This window comes from Alteromonas stellipolaris (assembly GCF_001562115.1).
GTDB lineage: Bacteria > Pseudomonadota > Gammaproteobacteria > Enterobacterales > Alteromonadaceae > Alteromonas > Alteromonas stellipolaris.
Genome location: NZ_CP013926.1, coordinates 2784041 through 2806126, shown reverse-complemented (window position 1 = coordinate 2806126; position 22086 = coordinate 2784041). Strand labels below are relative to the sequence as shown.

Genomic DNA, 22086 nt, shown 5'->3' with positions numbered 1-22086 from the left:
TCGCCTGATGTTCTTTATAGCTTAGCGCTATTGGGTTGTTGAACTTGGGCGTATGTAAAAATAGATGAAGGAACCTTGGCAACTTTTTCTAGCGCCTTACGGTCAGTGCTTGGTGGAATCGATGTTAAGCCCATCCAGGTATTACGACAGTTATTTTTCGCGCCATAAAGCGCGGTATCAGCAAGCCCTATTGTGGTTTGCCAATCAAAAATATCGTAATGCTGCTGAGAAAGTGGATAAGCAGCATAGCCAATTGAACAGGTGACATGCTTACGTGTTTCTTCTGAAAGTTGAAATTCAATCGAACCCACTATATCTACCGCTCGCTCTGCCAACACACACGCTTCTTCTCTAGGTGTGTTGTGGACGACGACTAAAAATTCCTCACCGCCCCAGCGAATGAGATAATCAGTCTCACGGAATATACGCTTTAAGCGCTTTTGGGTTTCAACTAAAACCTTGTCACCTGCCTGATGACCATAAGTGTCGTTGATATTTTTAAAGTGGTCTAAATCGATAACGAAAAACAGTATGTCGTAATGGTTTTTAGGCTCGGTGTACCTTTGATCGCAGTTGGCGTAATAACGCTGCACTAGGGCAATATCGCGCTCAATATGTTGTGTTAGATAGCGCCTGTTGTGTAACCCAGTTAGCGGGTCAGTCAAACTGGCCTCTTTAAGCGCTGCGGCCTGTTCACTGAGTTGCTTATTAGCTATCGATAATTCAGTAGTTCTCGCATTCACGAGCTTTTTTAGAAATGCTTGACGGTGTCTGTGATGCTTTACCCCTAGTAAGTGACCTATATACACAGCGACACATAAACATAAGATAGCGACAAATTTTGCTAGCGCGGTTTGATACCACGCTGGCATAACAAGTAACTTACGATGCAATGCATTCTTTTCCCACGTTACCCCATCGTAAGAATACTCAATTTGCAGAGTATAGTCGCCAGGTTGCGGCATCGTAATGACCGCTAAACGTTGCTCAGCATTTGCCTGAATCCAGTTTCCATCTAACCCTATTACACGATAACGATAGTGAGTATGTTCAGGGGTAAGATAATCAAGTGCCGCAAATTCGAAGGTTATTCGTTTTGTCAGTGGAGGAAAGGTTAAATCAGTCGCGGCTTGCCCCAGCGATTCGATTGTATCGTCATGGTGAACCAAAGTAATATCCGTGAGCACGACTGGTACAGGCGGCTTCGAAAATGTGAAGTTATCACTATCAATAATGGTTAAGCCGTTAATGCCGCCAAAAACAATGTCATTCTCATTTGTTATTGTAGCTGCTGAAGGTGCATAAGGGGCATTCACCACGCTTGGTGCAGCGACTGCCCAGCTAACAGCAAATGAATGGCGGTTTATTGCGGCAATGCCTTGGGTAGTACTCACCCAAATATGATCTTCACTTTCTCCTGCGATAGCAGCAATATTATTGCCTGGCAAACCACTAATGCTCTCAATTTGAGTCCAGTCTGCGTATGTAGGTTTAACAAATAAACCTGCAGAGCCTGTACCGACCCAAAGGTAACCATTATCGTCAACGAATAAGCTAGATATATATTGTTGTTTTAATATGGGGTGAGCAATGTAATTTGTAGCCAAGTCGATAGTTTCACCTATTTGAATGTCACCTTTGACCAATCCTTGCCATGTACCAATCCATAAGCGATTTTCATCAATTGCTAACGACGCAATACGCCGCTCTGCGATACTGTCAGCAAATTCGATTTGTTTTTCTATAGCGTTGTGCTGCACCCATAAACCGTCTGTGCCGCCTAGCCATAAACTCGTCTCTGTCGATAAAAAGGCAGTGGTAAATGTTGAAGGATGACGTGTTGATACTGCTAACGGTAGGGCTTGCTTAGTGGCAGAGTCAAGTTCCACTGATGCAAAGTTGCTTGACGCATATACGTCACCATTTTTAGCTACATGCAAGGTTTCAACGGGGTTTTCTGATGTTTCCCAGAGCTGTTCTATTTTGCCATTTACTGGTGACAGGATTTCGATGCCGGCATTACCAGAGCCTACGAACAGTTCGCCATGGTGGGACTGTACCGCGTGTACTTTTCGGTAACTCAAGCTTTTATCAATATTTGCACCACCGAATATATTAATTATCGATTGGTTATTCGCATCGAAAATATTTAGCGTGTGCCCAGCGCCAATCCACACTAATCCTTTGCTATCGGCAAAGGTAGACCAAATATTGTCGTCAGCAAGCGAAGATGGTTGAAGTGGGTTGTGCGAAAACTGGCGGGTTTCATGAGTATTAATATTCACCTCTATCAACCCTTGCCCAAAGGTGCCAAGCAGCAGCAAATCAGGTTTTATTTCGCTCATAGTGAAAAGCCAAGGCAATGTCGAGGTCCCCATCGCTAATTGGCGAAATGGTGCATCCTCATTTTGAACAAACAAACCTTTGTCGGCGGTGCCCACAACGAGGTAGCCTGAAGCGGTCGAAAGAATACTACTGATACGAGGTTTTTTATAACTACCCACTTCTACTCGTAGTGGAGAATGTTCAACGCCGCTACTTACGATATCAACGAGCGGAAACTGAAACAGCCCTTGTCCAGACCCTACCCATAATTGGTGCTTGCTATCTACATGAAGTGCATGGATCCTCGCTCTATCTGGTAGTTCGAATCCCGATAGTTTTTTCGTTTTATCATTGAAAATAAACAACGATCTATCTGATGCAAACGTGAAAATCTTATTGTTGGCAATAGAGGTTATGTTGAGGTTAAGTATCGATACATCCGAAAGTAAACTTTCCTCATATGCATTGAGTTGTAGTTTTTCTTGATTTAAACGGTAAAGGCCTTGTTGAGTACCTACCCATACTTCACCGCTTTTGGTAACAAAGGTGGCTTGAATTTGCGGCGAAGGCGTATCGCTTTGCTTATTTTCAAATGACACCGATTTTAAAGACTGGGAATCCCATCGCCATAACCCTTTGGAATCAACAATCCATTTAAATCCGTCGTTAGTTTCCAATACAGATAGTATTGGGCCGTCAATCAATGAAGTCTTGGCTACAGGCGTGTAAAACGTGGGCTGATGAAGCGTGTGCCAGCTAGAGGTAGCCGAAGCGGGGACACAAAAAAACAATGGCAACACTGATAAAGTGAAACAAAGTTTAAAAGATTTAGTTAACAAAGTAGCGTACCACGTTAATCGTTACTATTAATCCAATGCATACTGATGCACTAAATCACTTTCGTACTTTGAGAATAAAGCGTTGCTATTCCCGTTGCAACGAGAAACAGACGGTAGCAGTATTGATGTAAGCTTTATTTTATAAGTGCTTGTTTGCGTAAACATTACACATGACGAGTTAAATCGTTACATCTATTCAAAAGCGCCTAGAATGTCGATATCAGCAAAATCTTCTTAATGTCTATTTTTCATGGGGTTACAGCGCATTAACCACTTGTGGTGCAAATTATGCTCTTCTTTAAGGTAAGTTGTAATGCAAGCTCGTTTAATAATCGCACGGGCTTCATTATTGCGAATTTTAAGCAGAGAAGGAGAACGCTATGAAAAAGCTGACATTAACCGCCATGGTGGGTGCAGTCTCACTAGCCTTGAGCGCAAGTTGTTTCGCCGGTCATCACGAGGATGAAGGGAAAAAGATTATGATGAATAATCTGAAAACAGGCGAAGCTATCGGAAGCGTGATGGTAAGCAGCTACGATGACGACGGTGTGGTTTTCACACCGAAACTATCAGGGCTAACCCCAGGGATTCACGGCTTTCATGTACATGAAAATGGCGACTGCTCAGCAGCAATGAAAGATGGTAAAAAAGTGTTAGGCGGTGCCGCAGGTGGGCACTTCGACCCTGAAAATACGGGCAGTCACAGCGTACCTTGGTCTGAAGAAGGTCATGAGGGTGATTTGCCAACCCTGTATGTTGATGAAAGTGGCAATGCCACTCAACCTGTATTCGCACCTGAATTGGAGCTTGAAGACATTGAAGGGCGCGCCATTATGATTCATGCAGGTGGCGATAACTATTCAGATTCCCCAGCTAAACTTGGCGGTGGCGGCGAGCGAGTGGCTTGCGGCGTGATTGGTAAGTAACCAGTCTTGAAGATCAATGTTAGTATTTAGCAAAATTGATAATTAAAGCGGCAGAAATGCCGCTTTTTTTGTGTGTTTGAGTTATTCGCAACTGTCCAGGCCAACAAACCTAAAAAGGGTTAAGCGTAGAATAGCGAACTTGCGTTTTACTTCAATGCACTATTGAATATGGCTATACGCTTTTAAGGAGAAAGAAGGTGTTTACATATAAATTCGTATCTAATGTGTTAAAGCCATTGTTGAAACCAGTGTTAACTGCACTAATAGTATTAGCCTCAGCTAATGTGTTGAGTGCAGATAACATTCCGGATGTCGTCGGGGAAATTAGCGGTGAAGCATTGCTTGCACAGCATCCAGCGTTTATGGACGAATATAAGTCGTATCAACCTAGCGACGCTGAAATTGAAGCCGTATCTGCTTTGGAAGACGATACGCTACTCATACTATTTGGCGCATGGTGCCATGACAGTGAAAGGGAAGTCCCCCGACTATTGAAAACACTAGATGCTAGTGGGTTAAATGTCCCTCAATTTACTTTATTCGCGGTTGACAGGAAAAAGAGCGATCCAGAGGGCATAGCAGAAAAGCATGCGCTTAAATATACGCCTACTTTCATATTAATGCGTGATGGTGAAGAAATAGGACGAGTGGTAGAACGTGCAGAAACTAGTTTAACTCAAGATTTACAGGCTCTGGCGGCAGCGGCAGAGTAAAGTCACAGGTAAAAGACTGGCGGATAAAGAATTGAGGAATGGAGAAGTAATGGATAAAGGGCTGGCGAAAAAATAGCCATGAATAAAAGCATCAGTAGGCTTCGATTGCCTGCTGGTTTATCCGCTATATTGATACAGTAGCCTGGATTAAGAGCTAAGCGCTAAGCCCTAAGCCCTATCGCTACTGCCTAATGGCGTTATGAAAAAGATTACTACTTCAACGTGTACTCAAGGGTGATTTTCGTATCTAAAAGCTGCGAAACGGGGCAATTATCTTTTGCTTCCTGAGCAATTTTAGCGAATTCGTCTTCGGTAATTCCCTCAACGCTAGCTTCAAGGCTTAACGCTGACTGACTAATTTCATAACCATCGTCTGTCTTATCTAAACTGATTTTAGCGGTAGTGTTTAGCTCTCCGTCATCATAGCCTGCGCCTGATAACGCAAAAGATAAGGCCATGGTGAAGCAACTTGCGTGCGCCGCCCCTATTAGTTCTTCGGGATTGGTGCCTTTGCTATCTTCAAAGCGTGTATTAAATCCGTAGGGCTGATTAGACAATGCGCCTGTTTCGGTAGAAATACTGCCTTTGCCTTGCTTTCCTAAAGGTTTGTATGCCGCACTGCCTGATTTAACTATGCTCATTTGCTATTTCCTTACGTTTTGACCAAACCGGTTACATGGTTTGAATTTTAAAAGCTTAACGATGCAAGTGCTCTGCCGATGTCACTGATTTTCTGCAAACCAAGGCCATGCGGGCGATAGCGTTGAAGTGATGAGAGTTAACGCAGCTAGTGTCATGAGTTTAATTTCGTTACGGCATGCGAAGGTTACAGGACTAAATGAAAATTTTACCCGTAATTGTAATGTCACTGAAAATGAAAGTTTCTAGGACTTAATCCGTTCTGTATTAGTGAGCCGTATGTTTTTGTCTTCGATAGTTAATTTTAAGGTTAATAATGAAATCTATTTTGCCCGCATTATTGTTAAGCACGTTTATCGCTGCCCCAATTGCCACTGCTGACGAGACTGTTCTGGCTGGTGGATGTTTCTGGTGTATGGAATCTGATTTTGAAAAATTAGAGGGCGTAACCGATGTGGTCTCGGGTTTTACCGGAGGAACAGTGCCCAATCCTACTTATAATGGGAACCATAAGGGGCATTATGAAGCTGTGAAGATAACTTTTGATGAAAGCAAAGTGTCGTATCGAGAAATACTCGACCATTACTGGGTGAATATCGACCCCTTTGATGCAAGAGGGCAGTTTTGTGATAAAGGCCCCAGTTATTTAAGTGCCGTGTTTGTCGCTAATGATGAAGAACGTGCCATTGCGCAGGACACTAAAAATGCGGTAAAAGCGCAATTTCCAAATCAAACCGTGGTTACCCCTATTTTGGATTCATCCACATTTTATCCTATTAAAGGCGATGAGATAGGTCATCAAGATTTCTATAAAAAAAGCCCTGTGCGTTACAAGCTTTATCGCTGGAATTGTGGCCGCGATCAGCGCTTAGAGGAGATTTGGGGAGAGAAAGCAGCAGGTAAGTCTTAGTTACTTGCTTCTTGTCATCATTATTATGTAATGCTGCGGTAGACTTAAACACAGGTCTGCTTTGTGCAGCATTGCTCGGTTTTTACTTTTATCTCGTTATTTTTTCTTTATAGTTAATTTAAATTATAAGTAATGGTTATTTAACACTAAATAGCGATGAAATAACCAAAACGGCCGGAAGTAGTACATGAAAAAGTGCGTTGTAGTAAAGCTTATCTTGCTGTGTTTGGGGTTTTCGTCTTACTTTAGTGTGGCCGAGCAAAACCCAAAGCCGCCACTGCTTGATAGCGATACGCTATTAACTACTGGTTCAAGCTACTTCCCTTATGTTGATAAAAATGTGCAGGATGGTGGCTGGTCTGTTTCTTTGGTAAAAGCTGTTTTCAAGCACATGAATACACCCGTTTATATCGACATTTTACCATGGCAACGTGGTTTCAAATGGGCGCTTGAGGGCAAGTACCAAGGAACATTCCCTTATGTTCATACCGACGAACGAGCCAAGTCTTTTATTTACTCGAAACGCATTAATACAATTCCCGTACGTATTTACACATCAAAAGAGATGAAAGTTAATACACTGGCTGATGTGACAGGGGCTCGCCTTTGTTTGCCATATGGCTATAGCTTAAGCATCGAACAGTCAGAGTTTATCAACGCATATAAGCTTTCTGTTCAACGAGCGGTTGATGCAAGAGGCTGTATTGTTCAAGTATCAAAAGGGTGGGGCGATATAGGCTTTACCAATGGTTACTTGCAAAGAGATCATAACTCAAAACTCCTTGAAGTATTTGACAGTGTCAGCATTATCGATATTCCTGTAGCCACTATTCCGCTTTACTATATTGTTTCTAAAGAGCTTGAAAATGCCCAAGCGCACATCGATGAATTTAATGCGGCATTAGCGTTTATTGAACAATCTGGCGAGCGCGGTCAAATAGATGCGCGTTTTGAGGCCATAGCCAATCAAAAATAGCACGAGTTAAAAGTGTTTCTAGCCATTAAGCGCTTCCATTGGCTTAAACAATCGGATTGTGCGTAATAGATATCCTCTTTCAATTACCGTAAATCGCTAACTACATTGAGCCTAGACTAATTTCAATTGACTGAAATTTATGATTATCCGCATGCTAATTGCGTGATAAGGTCGGCTGGAGTTGTGTTAAAGGTAGTATAGGGGAAAGGGAGACGATATGGTCATCGATGGCGTAGTACTAGCAGGTGGGCTTTCAAGCCGAATGGGGGAAGACAAGGCACTTTTGAAACGTGATGAGCGCGATATGCTTACTTACACAACTGACTTAGTTTCTTCATTACCTATTAAACGTCTATTGATTAGCCGAAATGAAGCCACCACTGTTAGTGTTCAGCCTAGTGACGCTGATAGTTATTCTATTAATTATGCTAATAAATATGACGATAATTATAAAGTGGTGGATGATGTAGTGGCCAATATTGGGCCTTTGGGCGGAATATATTCTATTGCTATTCAAAGCAACGCGGATGCACTAATTATCACGCCCGTCGATTTGCCCCTGTTGCGAACAGAAGATTTAGAGCAGCTTATCGACAAAGGCACCAGTGCAAAACGGCCTGTTTATTTTTCCCATCACTATCTACCCTTGTTTTTGCCGTTAACGACAGAGGTTCGACAGTACCTTGAAGATGTTGTTAAAGGGCAAGTACCGCAACGTTCAGTCAATACCATGTGTACAAATTTTGATGCAATTGAAGTCTCGCCTGAAAACGACGCGCGGCTAACCAACGTGAATACACCAGCGCAGTGGGATGCCGCTAAAAAATTGCTATCACTGGCCGGAAATTAACGACACTTCAGCGAACATGACCGTACTAGTTAGTGTGTTTATTCATCAGTTGGCTTATGATTTAAACGGTTGTTACCAAGCCGATTATAGTAAACGACCTGTATAAAACAGCTTGTACCAAAACGCGTGTGCTAAGACGTTAGCAAGACAAAGTTTATCAATTACACCAAATTCAATATTACTCGTTCAATACATTTAAGGGTTAACGCAATGCTTTGTATCTCTTTACCATCCGCTAAATCTTTTATGCAGCTAGCTGGCTTGTGCATTAGCAGCGTAGTGGTTTCTTTCACGGTGAGTGCCGCTGATGTCGAGCGGCAAGCCAACGTTAAAAACCAAGCCTCGGCGAATGGTCAAGAGCTTCTATCCCCCAGCTTGGTTAACGTTGAGCGCTATCCTGAAGCAGATGTTAGCCATCCAGTTCCTCAATTTAGTGTAGATGCAAGCTGGCCTAAAATGCCGAAAACATTAATTATTGGTCAGGTGCCAGGGTTATCGGTAGATAAAAACGATAACCTGTGGTTACTACACCGACCAAACTCACTAAGTAAGCTTGATGTCGGGCTTACCAACAATATGGGGCTTTGCTGTGAAGCTGCCCCTCACGTTTTACAATTTTCACCACAAGGCGACTTACTGAATGCGTGGGGCGGGCCTGAAATATCACCTTCAATAAACGGTGAAAACCAGTGGCCCGCAACGGTTCATGGATTATACGTTGATGATGAAAATACGGTATGGTTGGGCGGAAATGGTGATGGTGACCATGTGGTGCTTAACTTCACGGAAAAAGGGGAGTTTATTCGCCAGTTTGGTACTCGCGGTAAAACAGATGGTAACCTAAGTAAATCAACGCTAGGTAACCCTGCCGATATTTTTCATAACACTCACACTAATAAAGTCTTTATTGCCGACGGGTATATTAATAAACGGGTGACAGCTTTTAACACAGAGGCCAACGAGTTTGACCAATTATGGGGCGCGTACGGTACAGCACCTGGCGGCGGCACGCGAGAAGGTGCGTTCGATGTTTCTCAAGCCACGGCGAATGCCAGTGCTACCAGCACAAAAGCACAAAACTTTGGTGACATTGTACATTGTGTTACTCAAGCAAGTGACGGCAGAATTTATGTGTGCGATAGACGGAATAATCGGATTCAAGTATTCAAAGCTGATGAAAGCGGCACGGTTAATTTTATGCAAGACGTGATAGTGGCGGGCGAAACCGGCGGCTTAGGTACAGCCTCTGATATCGCGTTTTCGCCCGACAATAAATACATGTACGTGGCCGATATGATGAATGGTCGCATTTGGATTTTATTACATGAGAACTATCAAGTGCTGGGTAGTTTTGGTCGACCTGGTCGCTATCCGGGGCAGTTTACTTGGCTTCATAGTGTGGTAGCTGATAGCGAGGGTAACCTGTACACCTCAGAAGTCAGTACAGGCCGACGAGTACAAAAATTTGTACTAACCGGCTTTGAGTCTGAACAATAAGACTAATCAATAAAGCTGGGCAACAGAGCTAGCGCTAGGCATAAATCCAAGCACTTAGCACTAGCGCTAAGCCGAAGAATAAATAGCAGTAATAGGGATGACAATGGCTCGATATTCAAGTGTTAAACCACATTGTGTAAGCAGTAAGCGTAATGAAAGTTTGAGCCTTGGGGCTGCTCTATTTACTAGAGGGGCATTTATTAAAGGGCTATTTATTAAAGGGCTATTTAGTACAAGGCCGTTCACTACAAGGCTATTACGTTCAGTGCCAGTAAGTTTGGTGCTAGCAATAACGGCCTTATCAAGTGCATTGCTGTTAAGCACAGCGGCTGATGCAAAATCAGATGAAGCTGAACATAATCAAAGTTTAAGCAATTCTGCAGCCTCAAGCCAGAGTGTAAACTTAAGCCAAAACATAAGCTTGAGCTCGGGAGCCAAAGGGGTACTGGAAAAGTCTAGTTGCACCGCTAACAATGATGCCAACCTTGAAATAAAAGGCGCGGTACTGCTAATACACGGTTGGGCAGGGCAAAAAGATGAAGTGGGCGACTTATATAAAGATTTATCGCACCAGTTAAGCGCGCATTGTATTGCTTCTGTCAGGTTTGATGTTCGAGGGGAAGCGGAACGTGAAGCAAGTAATTATACGCTATCGAGTACCTTTAAAAGCCGGGTAGAAGATGCGCAGGCCGGGCTAGATTACTTGCAAGCGCAGTATCCTAACACGCCATTGGTGGTTGTAGGGTTTAGTTTAGGGGGCGCGACGGCTATGGAGTTGGTCAGTACGCACCCTAAAACCTTTGATGGCATGGTGTTATGGTCTACAGCCCTAAACCCAAATGAAATAGTGACGAATAGTCAAAACTTTAAAGAAGTTCGACAGGCGTTAGAACAAGGGCAAAGCACGTTAAAAAGCTGGGTTGATTTGACCCTTACCCGAAAACACCTAGTGGGAATGTTAGGCTACAATCCTATTCGCAATTTAGGTGATTTTGAAGGAGAAGTGCTAGCAATACGAGGCTCTAACGACTACTTGCCTGCCCATGAAAACGTTATTTTTGAGGCGAGTAATGCGGTGCGTGAAGATGCCTATTATATAGGTGACGCCGATCATATCTTCAACGTATATGAGCCTGATAGAAGCAAAAAAGAAGAAGTGCTGGATTTATCTGTTAATTGGATCAAGCAGCTACTTAAATAACGAAAGTTGCTGTTTCAGCAAAGGACTGAAAACATCAATTGAATAATCAGTTTGAGAAGGCCCAGCTCAGGGGGCCCAGCTCAGATAACTCAGCTTAGAAAACCCAGCTCAGAAATTTCAGTTCAGTAAACAAGGGTCGGATAAAGATGGGTAAATAAAAGCTGCCGTGTTAAGTGTTACGGCTTTTCAAAAATTCCATTAACGCGTTTTCGGGCAAGGGTTTTGACCAGAAATAGCCTTGCCCAATGTCGCAGCCAAGTAAAAGTAGCTTTTGCAAGGTCTCTTCATCTTCAATTCCCTCAGCCACCGTCTTCAAGCCTAAGCTAGCTGCCATGTTTATGATGGCGCCTACCAAAGACTCATCGTGCTCCGAGAAACATAAAGGGCTTATAAAAGATCTATCTATTTTAAGCTTTGAAGCGTTAAAGTTTCGAAGATAGCCTAAGTTAGAATAACCCGTACCAAAGTCGTCAATGGCAATGGTAATGCCAAGCTTGCTCAGCGAAGCGAGTTGCTTTTGTATTTGCTCGGTTTCATCAATCAACAACGACTCGGTTAACTCTAGTTCCAATGCGTCTGGCGGTAAGCCCGCTTCGTACAATGCACTTTCTATGGTGCGTTGAAGCTGACCATCTTTAAACTGCATCACCGATAAATTTACTGCCATGCGTATATCAGCTTGTCCCTGCTGGCGTAATTGGGCACAAAATTGGGTGGCTTGACGTACTACCCAGCTACCTAACTCATTAATTAAGCCACTACTTTCTGCCAAAGGGATGAATAAGTCTGGCGGGATCATACTCCCATCAGGTTGAGGCCAGCGTAGTAATGCTTCTAGGGTGTTAATGTTGCCACTCTTTAAGTCTACAATAGGCTGGTAGTGCAGCTCGAATTGTTGTTCACTTAGTGCCGGGCGTAACAGTTGTAGCATTTTAAACTTGTTTTCGCTGGCTTTGTCTAAACTCTCGTCGTAATGGTGATAGGTATTGCGGCCATCTTGTTTCGCTTTATACATAGCGATATCGGCTTTTCTGCATAGCTGCTTAAAATCAGTGCCGTCTTTTGGTGCGCTGGCTGTCCCTAAAGAGGCTGAAACCCTTACTTGATTTTGAAATATATCGAAAACAGACGCGCACTGCCCAATCAGAGAATCAGCGAGGGGCGTCAACGCATCACTTTCAGGGTTGATAGGGGCAATAACCAGAAATTCATCACCACCGAAGCGGATGAGATACTGTTTTGGCGACAAGATTTCTGTGAGCTGTTGGGTAAGTAATTTAAGCAATTGATCGCCCGCTGCATGGCCCAACGCATCGTTAATTGGCTTAAAATTATCTAAATCAATAAATAGTAATGCTAATGACTGCCCATGTTCTTCACACTCGCTTAGCGATAAATTAAACAGGGTTTCACCATACAGCCGATTAGGCAAATTGGTTAGGCTGTCATGGTGCGCCAAATGCTGAATTTGCGTGCGACTTTGCGCCACTTTTATATTTTCGCCCTGAAGCGATGTCATCAAATCTTTGATGTCACGAACTAAAATGTAAACACTAAAGCCTGTGACGATGAATATCACTAGTGTAAAGATTAAATGTTCCCAACTAAGTGAAGGGATATGGGGAGTGATAATGCCCTGTAATGACAACCCAACAATAACAACACATTGCAAGGTCACGAAAAAAAGCAACGTTAAGAATAAGCCCACACCGCCTAAAATAGCGGCGAAAATTATTAGGGTAGGGTAGCCCAAAATAGCTAAGTCGAATAACCCTGCACCGGTTGCTGCTAGCGCGAACAACATGGAAGATAATGACACCAGCAGGGTAGACGCCGAGGCAAGTACTTTATGTTTATATGCGAACACAAACGCGGCAATTAAGCAGGTAAGGCCGGCAGCAATAATTATAAAGGTAACATTGCGCGCCACAGAAAGAGAAGCCACCAGCCCGAGGGCTGATACTCCACAAATTTGCATGAGTCTACGACGACGTATTTGATTAAACGCGTCTTTATCGATGGTTAAAGCAAAGTTAGGAATTTTAAGCTCTTTCTAGTGACTTAATTATTGGGAGATGTATTTATAATAGCTCACTTTCTCGCTAGAGTTGGTTAATTCCAGCGCTTGTATTAATACCTTGTGCCGCTTCCCGATACTTATGTGCAAAGTGAGAATGTGCTATTGATGGTGTTAAAGCACTCCTTGCTTGCTCACCCTGCTACGCTATCAATTCGCTACTCTGGTAATTTTTTACTCTGCCACTGGGCTAGTTCAATATATTTGCTTCAATACAGTAGCCACCTCTTTTGACACCTTTTCATACTCTACCGATTCCACAAAGCCTATGGAAAATGTTTTAGGTGTATTCAAAAACTTGTTTTTCTCATGGCGGCCAAAACCGAGCACAGTCATGTAAGGACGGCTTACGTAGTTGTCGGGGTGAGTATCATCGTCATGATTTAGCAAGAAAATCATTCGGGGAGATGATTCATCGCCAAAGGCATACCATTCAGGGCTAGGTAAATCGCCGTTGAATGAATCATTGATAGGGTGGCGTATGTCAGTAGCAGAATTATACCAAAAGTCGGTGTCATCCATGCTACCGCCAGGCACCCCTTCATATTGCACCCAATAATGATAGCCAGGGCTTACCGTTGTCATTGTGAAATTACAATGGGTAGGGTAAAAATCCCATTGGCCTACCCATTTTCCGTTTTCTGAGGTAAATGCTATACGTACATGGTTCTCAAGCTCGATAAGCACTTCACCTCTGGCAGTGTCAGTGCCTGCATTCATAGCATGAAAATAACTGCCGTCTTGTTTATGGATGGCATTGGGGAAGCCGCGGTATTCACCTTTGTGGCCTGAACCCTTAATGTTGTTAAAACCAATCCAATCTACCCCGTCTTTATCAAGCATGCTAGATAACCCACCACCGTGTTTTTCTAGATAGTAAGTGGCCGACGGGGTTGAAATTATATAAGCAGGTACAGGCCCAGCCGACTCATCTATACCCTCAGTTAAGCGTACTCTGTAATTCTCATTACTCATTGAGCAACCGAAAAGCATAAGTGAAAGTAAACCCATACCTAACCAGTGCGCCAGTATTTGTAGATTTGATACACAAGCAAAAAACTTGCTTATAAACGCGTTAAATAGCTTTATTCTAAGCATGGTTTTTTACTCAATGATGAGGTGGCCGTAGTAATCTCTTTTCTAGCACTGTGTTTAAGCAGTAAGCCTATAATTAGCATAATGACTGCACAGCCTAAAAACATAAGCCGTCCCCACAAAGGATTTGGGATAAGCATCATAACTAGCATGCCTACGCTCATGATAATAACCATAACTCCGAGTTTATTACGTTGCTGGCGGTCGTAATCGTCTTGCTCAAAATCTGCAATCACTGGGGTTTCTACATCATCAAAGAATCGCTCGGTTTCTGCTTTATGCGCGTCTTTTTCGGGGTTATAAAAAAAGGAAGTTGCACAGAAAAAGCCAGCGGTAATAACCAAGTGGGCAATGATAATTAGCATGAGATTAAGATCGATTGATTCACGGCGGGTAAGTGCTTGTTCTAGTCCAATCCAGTTGGCAAAAAACTCAGGAGTGAATACATTCATCATTAACCAGGACACCGTTAGGCCTATAGCGACGGTTAACCAAGGTGCCCACTGGGGCGTTTTTTTAATAAACAGGCCAAATATTAAGGGAATGAGTAGCGGAACTTGAATCATGGTAGACACGTTCATCATTAACTCAAACAAACTTAGCTCTTTTAATGACTTGAAGAACAGTGCAACGGCGATAACCATAATACCGCTAATAAAACTGACTAAACGGCTAACATTCAACAGATGTTTATCTGACACTTGTTTCTGTTTTTTCAGTAATAAAGGTTGGTATAAGCTTCGTACAAAAATACCCGCGTTTTTATTAAGCGCTGAATCCATTGACGACATAGAAGCCGCGAATAACCCCGCCAGCAACAGCCCAACAGTGCCAAGGGGCATGGCATTACGCGTAAACACAAGATATACCGCATCACCTGCTTTATTGCCTAACTCGGGGTAGGCGGTTGCGGCATCAGGATACAAAATGGCCGATGCCCAAGGGGGAATAAACCAAATAATACTGCCAACGCCCATCAATATCATGGCAAGCAATGCGGCTTTACGTGCGTTTACGGTGTCCTTTGCGTTTAAAAACCGAAACGAGTCGTTTAGATTCATAATAGTGATAAGTTGCTTTGCCAAAAAGAAAACAAAAGTGCCAACAAGTAGTAGGCCGTAGTTCATGTCTGGCCCCATAACAAAATCGACAGGGAAATCGGTTACCAAGGCAACGGGTCCACCTACTTTTACCAGCGCTACAATAGCGCAGGCTATCGAGATGATTGCCACAATAAGGGTTTGTACAAAATCAGACGCTACCACGCCCCAAGCGCCAGACAATACCGACACAAACAGCACGGTAAGACCGGTAGCAATAATGGTTAAACTGATGTCGGCATTAAATACGGCACTAGAGAAAACACCAAGGGCGTTTAACCACACGCCAGCGTTTATCATGCTAAAGATAATCAGTGCCCAAGAGAAAAATTGCTCGTTCTGGCTTCCGAAACGGCGCTTAATGCCTTCAGTGGGAGTGTCGACACGCATTTGTCTAAAGCGGGCTGAAAAGTAAAGCCAGCCACAAAAATACGCAAAAGTATTGGCGAAGAATACTAGGCTTATGGCAAAGCCGTCGCTAAAGGCTTTCCCCGCTGCGCCTGTGAATGTCCATGCAGAAAATTGTGCCATAAAAGCGGTTGAGCCAACCATCCACCATAGCATTCGACCGCCACCACGAAAGTAGTCGCTGGTGGAATTTTTCGCCATCGATTTAAATGCAAAACCAATACCGAGGATCAGTAAGAAGTACCCTGCAATAACGAGATATTCATATATCATGGGACGACCTTTTATTACAGTTGGCTAACGTCTACCCAATTGTCATTTCGACGAATAAGATCGATGAGTTGCTGGTATTGCGCACCTTCTTTAAAGGTTTGATATGGTGAAACCGTTTCACCTTTCACATCGTTCACTAATTCGCGAATTAAATAGCGCCAATTACGTTCGGTGTCACCTTCGCCTTCGGGAGTGTTGTCTATGATGTCTTGCGGTAACGGCAATTCTGTCCACTGGTTGTTTTCGTCATAGTAATAAAGGGGGCCGCTGGCATAATGACCTTTTATAAAGATGGCACTCTTGCTGCCATAAACAACGATATGGTCGTCGGTAAAACGGGGTTGTAAACCGCCATGTTTAAACAATACTGAGACAGGCTTTGCTGCAAGTTCACTTTTTAGCTGTGCAAGTACGGTATATGACCATTCTACATTCGATTCACCCCATTTGAGGGTTGGGTCGTTGATATCACTTGGTATAAAGTCGCGTCGCTTTTTGAAATTGTGTACGCCTTCAACAATAGGGGCTTTACCCAAATCATCTCGTACTTCCCCCATCATAGATAAGATTTCTTCACCCACAATTGAGGTGACAATTGAAAGCTTATGGGTAAAGTTGTTGTTTAAGCGCCCGCCACCGTCCTCTTTGCGGTGAGACCAGCCAAAAGGAATGTCACGCTCTAAGTTAAAGTGTGAAATGCACTCTACTTCTAGTGGCTCACCAATCATCCCTTTTTCCACTAAACGTTTGGCGTGAATAACATGAGGCATGTAGCGAAAGCTTGAAGCAAAAGCGGTTTTCACCCCTTTTTCTTTGGCCAATTCATACAGTTTCTTAGCAGAATTACCAGTGGTAGAAAGTGGTTTGTCACTAAATACATGACAGCCAAATTCAATAGCTTGAATTATGGGCGTTTCGTGGGCGCCGCCGGGTGTGGCAATAGAGACGATGTCTGGCTTGCAGTCTTTAAGCGCTTGTTGCCAGTCGGTACTGAAATAGGGGATTGAAAGTTCTTTGGCTACACTTTCCACAACGCTTGGAGTTCTGCCCACTATGCCAACAACGTCTGCACCAGCATATCTAAAGGCTTCTGCATGCCCTTGGCCTGCAAATCCAGTGCCTTGAATTAATACCTTGATAGGGTTACTCATGTTCTTTCCTTTATCGAATTTGTTGTTACAGCGCAAAATAGCTTCACCAGTTCCACAGGGTGCCGTCTTCTAATCGGCTTACCGGTAAGTAAGAGCGTTTGTAAGGGTATTTTTGCGATGCTGATTCATCGAAATCTACGCCTAAGCCGGGTGCGTCTAAAACGGCAACCGTACCGTCTTTAACTTCATAGCGATGGGGGAAGATTTCGTTAAGTTGTTCATTACCAAAACCAACGAACTCCTGAATACCAAAGTTTGGTGCCCAAATATTTAAATGCATATGTGCAGCAAAGCAAACTGGAGATAAGTCAGGTGCTCCATGAGGCGCGGTTTTTACATTATAAATATTGGCAAAATCGGCAATGCGGCGAAGGCCGGTTATACCGCCCGCATGAGTAGCTGCTGCACGGATATAATCTATGAGTTGCTCTTGAATGAGGTTTTTGCATTCCCAAATGGTGTTGAAGGTTTCGCCAATGGCTAATGGGGTAGTGGTGTGATGCCTGATCACCTTATAGTTCTCTTGATTTTCAGCTACGGAAGCATCTTCAAGAAATAACAGGTTGTAAGGTTCTAATAATTTGCCCAATCGGGCAGATTCAATAGGGGTTAGGCGGCTATGCACATCATGAAGTAAATGAACGTCGTTGCCTAAGCGATCGCGGGCTAGCTTGAAAAGGTCTTCCACCATATTAAAGTATTTTAGAGTAGACCAAGGTTCTTCAGGGGGGAGAGGGCGGTTGCCTTGTAATTCAAAGTAGTCTTTTTTATCGCCAAGAACACCATAAGTAACCCCTAATCCGGGGATGGCAGTTTGCAAACGCACGGCTTTAAACCCAGCATCAATATGGGCTTGCGCTTTATCAATGGTGTCTTCAATAGTGTCGCCACTCGCATGTGCATACAAAGTGACTGTCGTACGGCTTTTCCCGCCCAGCAATTGATAAACTGGCATATTGGCAGCTTTACCTTTTATGTCCCACAATGCCATATCAATGGCCGCAATGGCGGCCATATTTACGGGGCCTTTACGCCAATACACCCCTTTGTAAAGGTATTGCCAAATGTCTTCAATGTCGTGGGCGTCGCGGCCAATCAGACAAGGTGCAATATGCTCTTCAAGGCATGTGACCACCGCCATTTCTCTACCATTTAACGTAGCATCGCCAATACCGTAAATTCCGCTATCTGTAATGACTTTCACGGTAACGAAATTACGTCCCGGACTGCACACAAATACTTTAATTTCTTCAATCTTCACCAGTCTTCCCTCTGCTTAGGATGAAAACATAAAACGTTTTAGTAAAACGTTTTAGTTGACTAAACCTAGCATACAAATGCATAATGTCAACAAGTTGTTAACAATGGTTTAATGAACCTCAGGCTCCTTTAAAAAAAGCTATGCAAAAAGTGAAATTGGCGGATGTGGCGCGCCTAGCCAAAGTGTCGAACAGTACGGTATCTCAGTACATTAATGGGCGGTTCGACTATATGTCGAAAGAAACCGAGCTTCGGGTTCGGGCTGCTATTAAAGAATTAAACTACACGCCTAACCGCTTTGCTCAAGGTTTAAAAACCACTAAAACCAAGACAATAGGGGTTATCGTTCGGGATATTACCGGTTTTGATACCAGCCGGACCATTCGCGGTGTGGACGACTTCTGTAAAAAAGCAAATTACAACGCGCTTATTTACAACACTGACTTTGATCCCGAGGTTGAAGCTAAGTCGCTAGAGGCATTATTTCAGTTGCAAGTAGACGGGATAATCATAGCGTCATCGGGTAAAAACAATGGCCTTATTGAAGAGTATATTCATAAGGGGCTGCCGATAGTCCACGTGCAATTAGAGCATGACGGCAGCGAGAAGAACCTTGTTTTATCTGATTACCGCAAAGCCGCTTTTGATGCCACAGACTATTTAATCAAATTGGGGCATGAGCGAATTTGCTTTGTGACGCAGGAATTCCAGAACGTTAAATCGAGGAATGAGCGCTATTTAGGTTATACCGATGCGCTTAAAAAGCATGGTATTCAATTTAACGAAGAGTTAGTGCAGTATTGGCAACGAGAAACAGGGTTTGAAAACTCGCCAAAGGCAATTCTTCAATCAGATGCTGCGCCTACCGCGTTTTTTACTCAGCATCTTGCCATCACGACTGAGCTTTTAGCGCATTTAAACCAAGAGGGAGTGAGTGTTCCTGACGATGTTTCTTTGTTAGGTTTTGATGATATTCCCATGACAGAGTTTTTTAAAGTCCCTGTTACGGTAGTAAAACAAGAACCCTACATTATTGGAAAAGAAGCTGCCCAACTTCTTCTTGATTTGATAGATGATAAAGACAGGCACTCGCAAAAAATAATGATTTCCTGTTCCGTAACGCAAAGAGACTCTTGCGCTAGCCCAAAGAACAAAGGGTTGGCGATAAATGCTAGCGGAATAAGTGAAGCGTAGGAAGGACGTTTTACTTATTTGGGAATAAAAAAGCGCTTTCAATGTCATCATTAAAAGCGCTCTTGTTGCGTTAGTTTTTTGGTTAGAAGCTACCGACTACCGTGACAGAGTCGTTCGCTAAACTTTCATCCACAAAGCCAATAGTATTGGGATTATCAGCAACAAGTTGCAGCATTTCTTCTTGTGTAGATACCTCTTCTGGCGGTGTTCCTTGGCCAGTAAAAACTAATTTAGACCAAAACGCAGAATATTGGCTCTCAGATTTACCTAAAACGCCCGTGTTAAAGGCACCACGAATATCATTACCTTGTTCAAATGTTAAAGGAAGTGCTTTGCTACCGTCAGGAAATGCTTTCATTTTACCAAGGTAGATTCTTTTGACTGCTTCGGCATCGATACCCGACCCATTTTTTGCACTAACGATAATTACGTTTGCTGCACTTACAGGAAGTGCAAACATTAAACTAAGTAATAGGACCGCTTTCGCTTTCATTTTCATTATTCCTTAAAATACTAAATCTAAAGATACTGCTATTGCAGGAGGCATTTGCTCTATCGTAAGGCGTTAGTCGATAGTGCCGCTGCATCTGTGTCGTCGAATCCAGCATGTATCCTGCTAGGTGCGATAATATGAATTCATTCTTCGAACTCAGAATAGTATAAGTTCTAGGTATTATCAGTGAAAGTTTACGAAAAATCTTAAACCTTCTGTACTGAACGTTAGTGTGCCTCTTCCTTAATCGACAAAATAAGTAAAGAATCAAGCTAAAGGTACGGCAAGTCCATGTTAACTATCGCTAAACTGAATACTTCATATAAATGACTGAAGACAAGTATAAGCATAGGTTGCTTATTATCATAATAGGTGAAGTTTTCGCGAACTTCCATTTATGGCAGGCTAAGACTGAACAAACGTGATTGGTATGTTGGTGTATTATCTAAGATTAACGGATGTAGAAAGGTTTCTTGTTACATCTACAAATGTTTAGATTCATCTTTGTGGTAAGCAAATTGATTAATAAAGTTGGGGTATGGCAAAACCGAACAAGAAAGGGCCAGTTCGAACGGTACAAATAACGTGTGCGAAATGCAAAACGCCCATTTTCAAATACCGAAAAGGCGGCAAAGGCGCACTGGTTAAGTGCTTTAAAGAGCGTATTGTTGAAGATTATACCACTACACCCTGTATATGCCCTGGGTGCGAGCAACCCTTTGCTCGGGAAGCCACAATAAGAGGCGCGCCTGCGTTTAAAATTATTGGTGGGAAAGTACATATGAAGTAGTGGTGAAGCGTTCGAGAGGTTAACGCTTCACCACTATCTAAAGGAGGCGATATTAACTCCTTTAACGGTAGAAAATTATATCGCGGCCTGTAATTTTTCGTACAGCGTATCTTTTAACACGGCACGATCATGCTTCATTTGATGCAATGTTTCGTCGGTGGTTGGGGCGCCCTTTAGCTCAAGTTTGCGAATTTCTTCATCTAAAGCGTTGTACTGTTTGTTTTCGCTGGCAAACGTACTGTCACTTTCTACCAGTTTCTCAATGGTATCTTTGTATTCTGGAAAGTCAGATTGCAATGAGTGAACTTCACCTAACATAATGTGCTCCTAAAATTTTTCGATGCGTCAATTTAATTGGATAGTGTTATTTAATATCTTGTACGGCGACGACTAGATCATTCCAATTGCGTTGATTTTCCATGTCGTATTCCATGCCTTTAATGTCTGCTTCGTTAAAACGTTTAACTGCGGGGGTTTTACTGGTGGCTTGATATAACCAGTAAGCTTCTGCACGTAACGCTTCATCTATGGGCTTGTCGATAGATTCGTATACCGCTTGTTTACAGGCATTAATCGATTCTGCAGGAAACAGGGCAATGCGTTTAGCAAGGGCATCGACATAAGGACCAATTTCGTCAGGCTCCAGCGCTTTATTGATGGTGCCGTAAGCTTCGGCTTCGTCGGCGCTGAAATCGCGAGCACTTAGAATGATTTCAAGGGCACGGCCTAGACCGGTTTGACGAGCCATACGAGACGCGCCACCGCCGCAAGGCAATATGCCCATGCCGACTTCCATTTGCATAAACTTGTATTTACCGCGCGCGGCGAATCGCATATCGCAGGCCAGTGCAAATTCATGACCGCCACCTCGGGCAAAGCCTTCAAGTTTAGCGATCGTGGCTTGAGGTAGTTTGCTAATACGTTCTAATACCACTTGAAGGTCGAGCAATTTTACATCGCCACGTGCTACCGCTTCGGTAGACATGTCTTTTAGCAGGTTGGTGTCATAGTGACATACCCAAATTTCAGGGTTAGCTGATTGAAATACCACCACCTTAACGGTGCGGTCGCGCTCAAGGCGCATGGCAAGACCCATTAAGTCTTCTAACATCTCTTGACCTTGTACATTAACAGGGCCGAAATCGAAAGTTATGGTGAGTATTGCACCGTCTTGCTTTGCGGTAAAAGTGGTGTAGCCGTTATAAGCCATGTTCATATTCCTCTGGTCGCATTCGTTTGTTAATTCATTTTTTAGTTGTGTTTAACTTGCCAATGAAAGACTAGCAGCGATTGAGTGGCTTAATAATCGGTAAAACCGTGAATACAGTTTATGTTTTTTGTTGAAGGTAACTGCTCAAATAGGGGACAA

Annotated in this window: 19 protein-coding genes; 9 read left to right on the top strand and 10 right to left on the bottom strand. The window is 43.2% G+C overall.

All coding sequences use genetic code 11. The features are described from left to right. Positions 1 to 14 precede the first annotated feature (14 nt). Positions 15 to 3116, bottom strand: a complete 3102-nt coding sequence (locus AVL57_RS11935; protein WP_138118191.1) for a ligand-binding sensor domain-containing diguanylate cyclase — start codon at positions 3114 to 3116, stop codon at positions 15 to 17. A gap of 428 nt (positions 3117 to 3544) precedes the next feature. Between AVL57_RS11935 and sodC the strand changes: the two genes are divergently transcribed. Both sodC and AVL57_RS11925 read left to right on the top strand, forming a co-directional pair. Continuing rightward, positions 3545 to 4090 carry a superoxide dismutase family protein gene (gene sodC, locus AVL57_RS11930; RefSeq protein WP_057791092.1) on the top strand — a complete coding sequence of 182 codons (546 nt, stop codon included), beginning with the start codon at positions 3545 to 3547 and terminating at the stop codon, positions 4088 to 4090. Between the two features lie 197 nt (positions 4091 to 4287). Continuing rightward, positions 4288 to 4803: a thioredoxin family protein gene (locus tag AVL57_RS11925; RefSeq protein WP_231701207.1), complete on the top strand. Its 516-nt coding sequence runs from the start codon at positions 4288 to 4290 to the stop codon at positions 4801 to 4803. 212 nt (positions 4804 to 5015) lie between these two features. Here AVL57_RS11925 and AVL57_RS11920 read toward each other — a convergent pair whose 3' ends face one another. After that, positions 5016 to 5444 carry an OsmC family protein gene (locus tag AVL57_RS11920; RefSeq protein WP_057791094.1) on the bottom strand — a complete coding sequence of 143 codons (429 nt, stop codon included), beginning with the start codon at positions 5442 to 5444 and terminating at the stop codon, positions 5016 to 5018. Between the two features lie 314 nt (positions 5445 to 5758). Between AVL57_RS11920 and msrA the strand changes: the two genes are divergently transcribed. The 5 genes from msrA to AVL57_RS11895 all read left to right on the top strand — a co-directional run bounded on the left by msrA (position 5759) and on the right by AVL57_RS11895 (position 10876). Continuing rightward, positions 5759 to 6352 (top strand): peptide-methionine (S)-S-oxide reductase MsrA, encoded by a 594-nt coding sequence (gene msrA, locus AVL57_RS11915; protein ID WP_057791096.1) that lies wholly within the window; start codon positions 5759 to 5761, stop codon positions 6350 to 6352. 187 nt (positions 6353 to 6539) lie between these two features. Beyond that, positions 6540 to 7328 (top strand): substrate-binding periplasmic protein, encoded by a 789-nt coding sequence (locus tag AVL57_RS11910; RefSeq protein ID WP_057791098.1) that lies wholly within the window; start codon positions 6540 to 6542, stop codon positions 7326 to 7328. 217 nt (positions 7329 to 7545) lie between these two features. Then, a complete protein-coding gene (mobA, locus tag AVL57_RS11905; protein ID WP_057791100.1) occupies positions 7546 to 8178 on the top strand; it encodes a molybdenum cofactor guanylyltransferase in 633 nt (210 codons plus the stop codon). A 210-nt stretch (positions 8179 to 8388) separates the two neighbouring features. Then, positions 8389 to 9675, top strand: coding sequence for a beta-propeller fold lactonase family protein (locus AVL57_RS11900; protein ID WP_057791102.1), 1287 nt, complete (start codon positions 8389 to 8391; stop codon positions 9673 to 9675). Positions 9676 to 9778: 103 nt separating this feature from the next. Beyond that, a complete protein-coding gene (locus AVL57_RS11895) occupies positions 9779 to 10876 on the top strand; it encodes an alpha/beta hydrolase (protein ID WP_057791104.1) in 1098 nt (365 codons plus the stop codon). Positions 10877 to 11045: 169 nt separating this feature from the next. Here AVL57_RS11895 and AVL57_RS11890 read toward each other — a convergent pair whose 3' ends face one another. From AVL57_RS11890 to manD, 5 genes are all read right to left on the bottom strand, one after another. Next, positions 11046 to 12854, bottom strand: coding sequence for a putative bifunctional diguanylate cyclase/phosphodiesterase (locus tag AVL57_RS11890; protein WP_232363272.1), 1809 nt, complete (start codon positions 12852 to 12854; stop codon positions 11046 to 11048). A 294-nt stretch (positions 12855 to 13148) separates the two neighbouring features. Beyond that, the gene (locus tag AVL57_RS11885) at positions 13149 to 13928 is read right to left on the bottom strand and encodes a hypothetical protein (protein WP_312038618.1); all 780 of its coding nucleotides are present in this window, start codon (positions 13926 to 13928) and stop codon (positions 13149 to 13151) included. 110 nt (positions 13929 to 14038) lie between these two features. Then, positions 14039 to 15829: a sodium:solute symporter family transporter gene (locus tag AVL57_RS11880; RefSeq protein ID WP_057791108.1), complete on the bottom strand. Its 1791-nt coding sequence runs from the start codon at positions 15827 to 15829 to the stop codon at positions 14039 to 14041. 14 nt (positions 15830 to 15843) lie between these two features. After that, positions 15844 to 16980, bottom strand: a complete 1137-nt coding sequence (locus tag AVL57_RS11875; protein ID WP_057791110.1) for a Gfo/Idh/MocA family protein — start codon at positions 16978 to 16980, stop codon at positions 15844 to 15846. Positions 16981 to 17023: 43 nt separating this feature from the next. After that, on the bottom strand, positions 17024 to 18241 hold the full coding sequence (gene manD, locus AVL57_RS11870) for a D-mannonate dehydratase ManD (protein WP_057791112.1): 1218 nt from the start codon (positions 18239 to 18241) through the stop codon (positions 17024 to 17026). A gap of 140 nt (positions 18242 to 18381) precedes the next feature. On the opposite strand from manD, the gene AVL57_RS11865 reads away from it, so the two are divergent. Next, complete coding sequence (locus tag AVL57_RS11865) at positions 18382 to 19434, top strand: LacI family DNA-binding transcriptional regulator (protein ID WP_057791114.1); 1053 nt, start codon at positions 18382 to 18384, stop codon at positions 19432 to 19434. An 82-nt stretch (positions 19435 to 19516) separates the two neighbouring features. On the opposite strand, the gene AVL57_RS11860 is transcribed toward AVL57_RS11865, so the two are convergent. Beyond that, on the bottom strand, positions 19517 to 19927 hold the full coding sequence (locus AVL57_RS11860; RefSeq protein ID WP_057791117.1) for a type 2 periplasmic-binding domain-containing protein: 411 nt from the start codon (positions 19925 to 19927) through the stop codon (positions 19517 to 19519). 538 nt (positions 19928 to 20465) lie between these two features. On the opposite strand from AVL57_RS11860, the gene AVL57_RS11855 reads away from it, so the two are divergent. After that, positions 20466 to 20717 (top strand): hypothetical protein, encoded by a 252-nt coding sequence (locus AVL57_RS11855; RefSeq protein ID WP_057791118.1) that lies wholly within the window; start codon positions 20466 to 20468, stop codon positions 20715 to 20717. A gap of 75 nt (positions 20718 to 20792) precedes the next feature. Here the strand turns inward: AVL57_RS11855 and AVL57_RS11850 are convergent, their stop codons facing one another. Together AVL57_RS11850 and AVL57_RS11845 are read right to left on the bottom strand one after the other, a co-directional pair. Next, the gene (locus AVL57_RS11850) at positions 20793 to 21035 is read right to left on the bottom strand and encodes an HP1242/YdcH family protein (protein WP_057791121.1); all 243 of its coding nucleotides are present in this window, start codon (positions 21033 to 21035) and stop codon (positions 20793 to 20795) included. 46 nt (positions 21036 to 21081) lie between these two features. Beyond that, positions 21082 to 21927: an enoyl-CoA hydratase/isomerase family protein gene (locus tag AVL57_RS11845; RefSeq protein WP_057791123.1), complete on the bottom strand. Its 846-nt coding sequence runs from the start codon at positions 21925 to 21927 to the stop codon at positions 21082 to 21084. Positions 21928 to 22086: the final 159 nt, after the last annotated feature.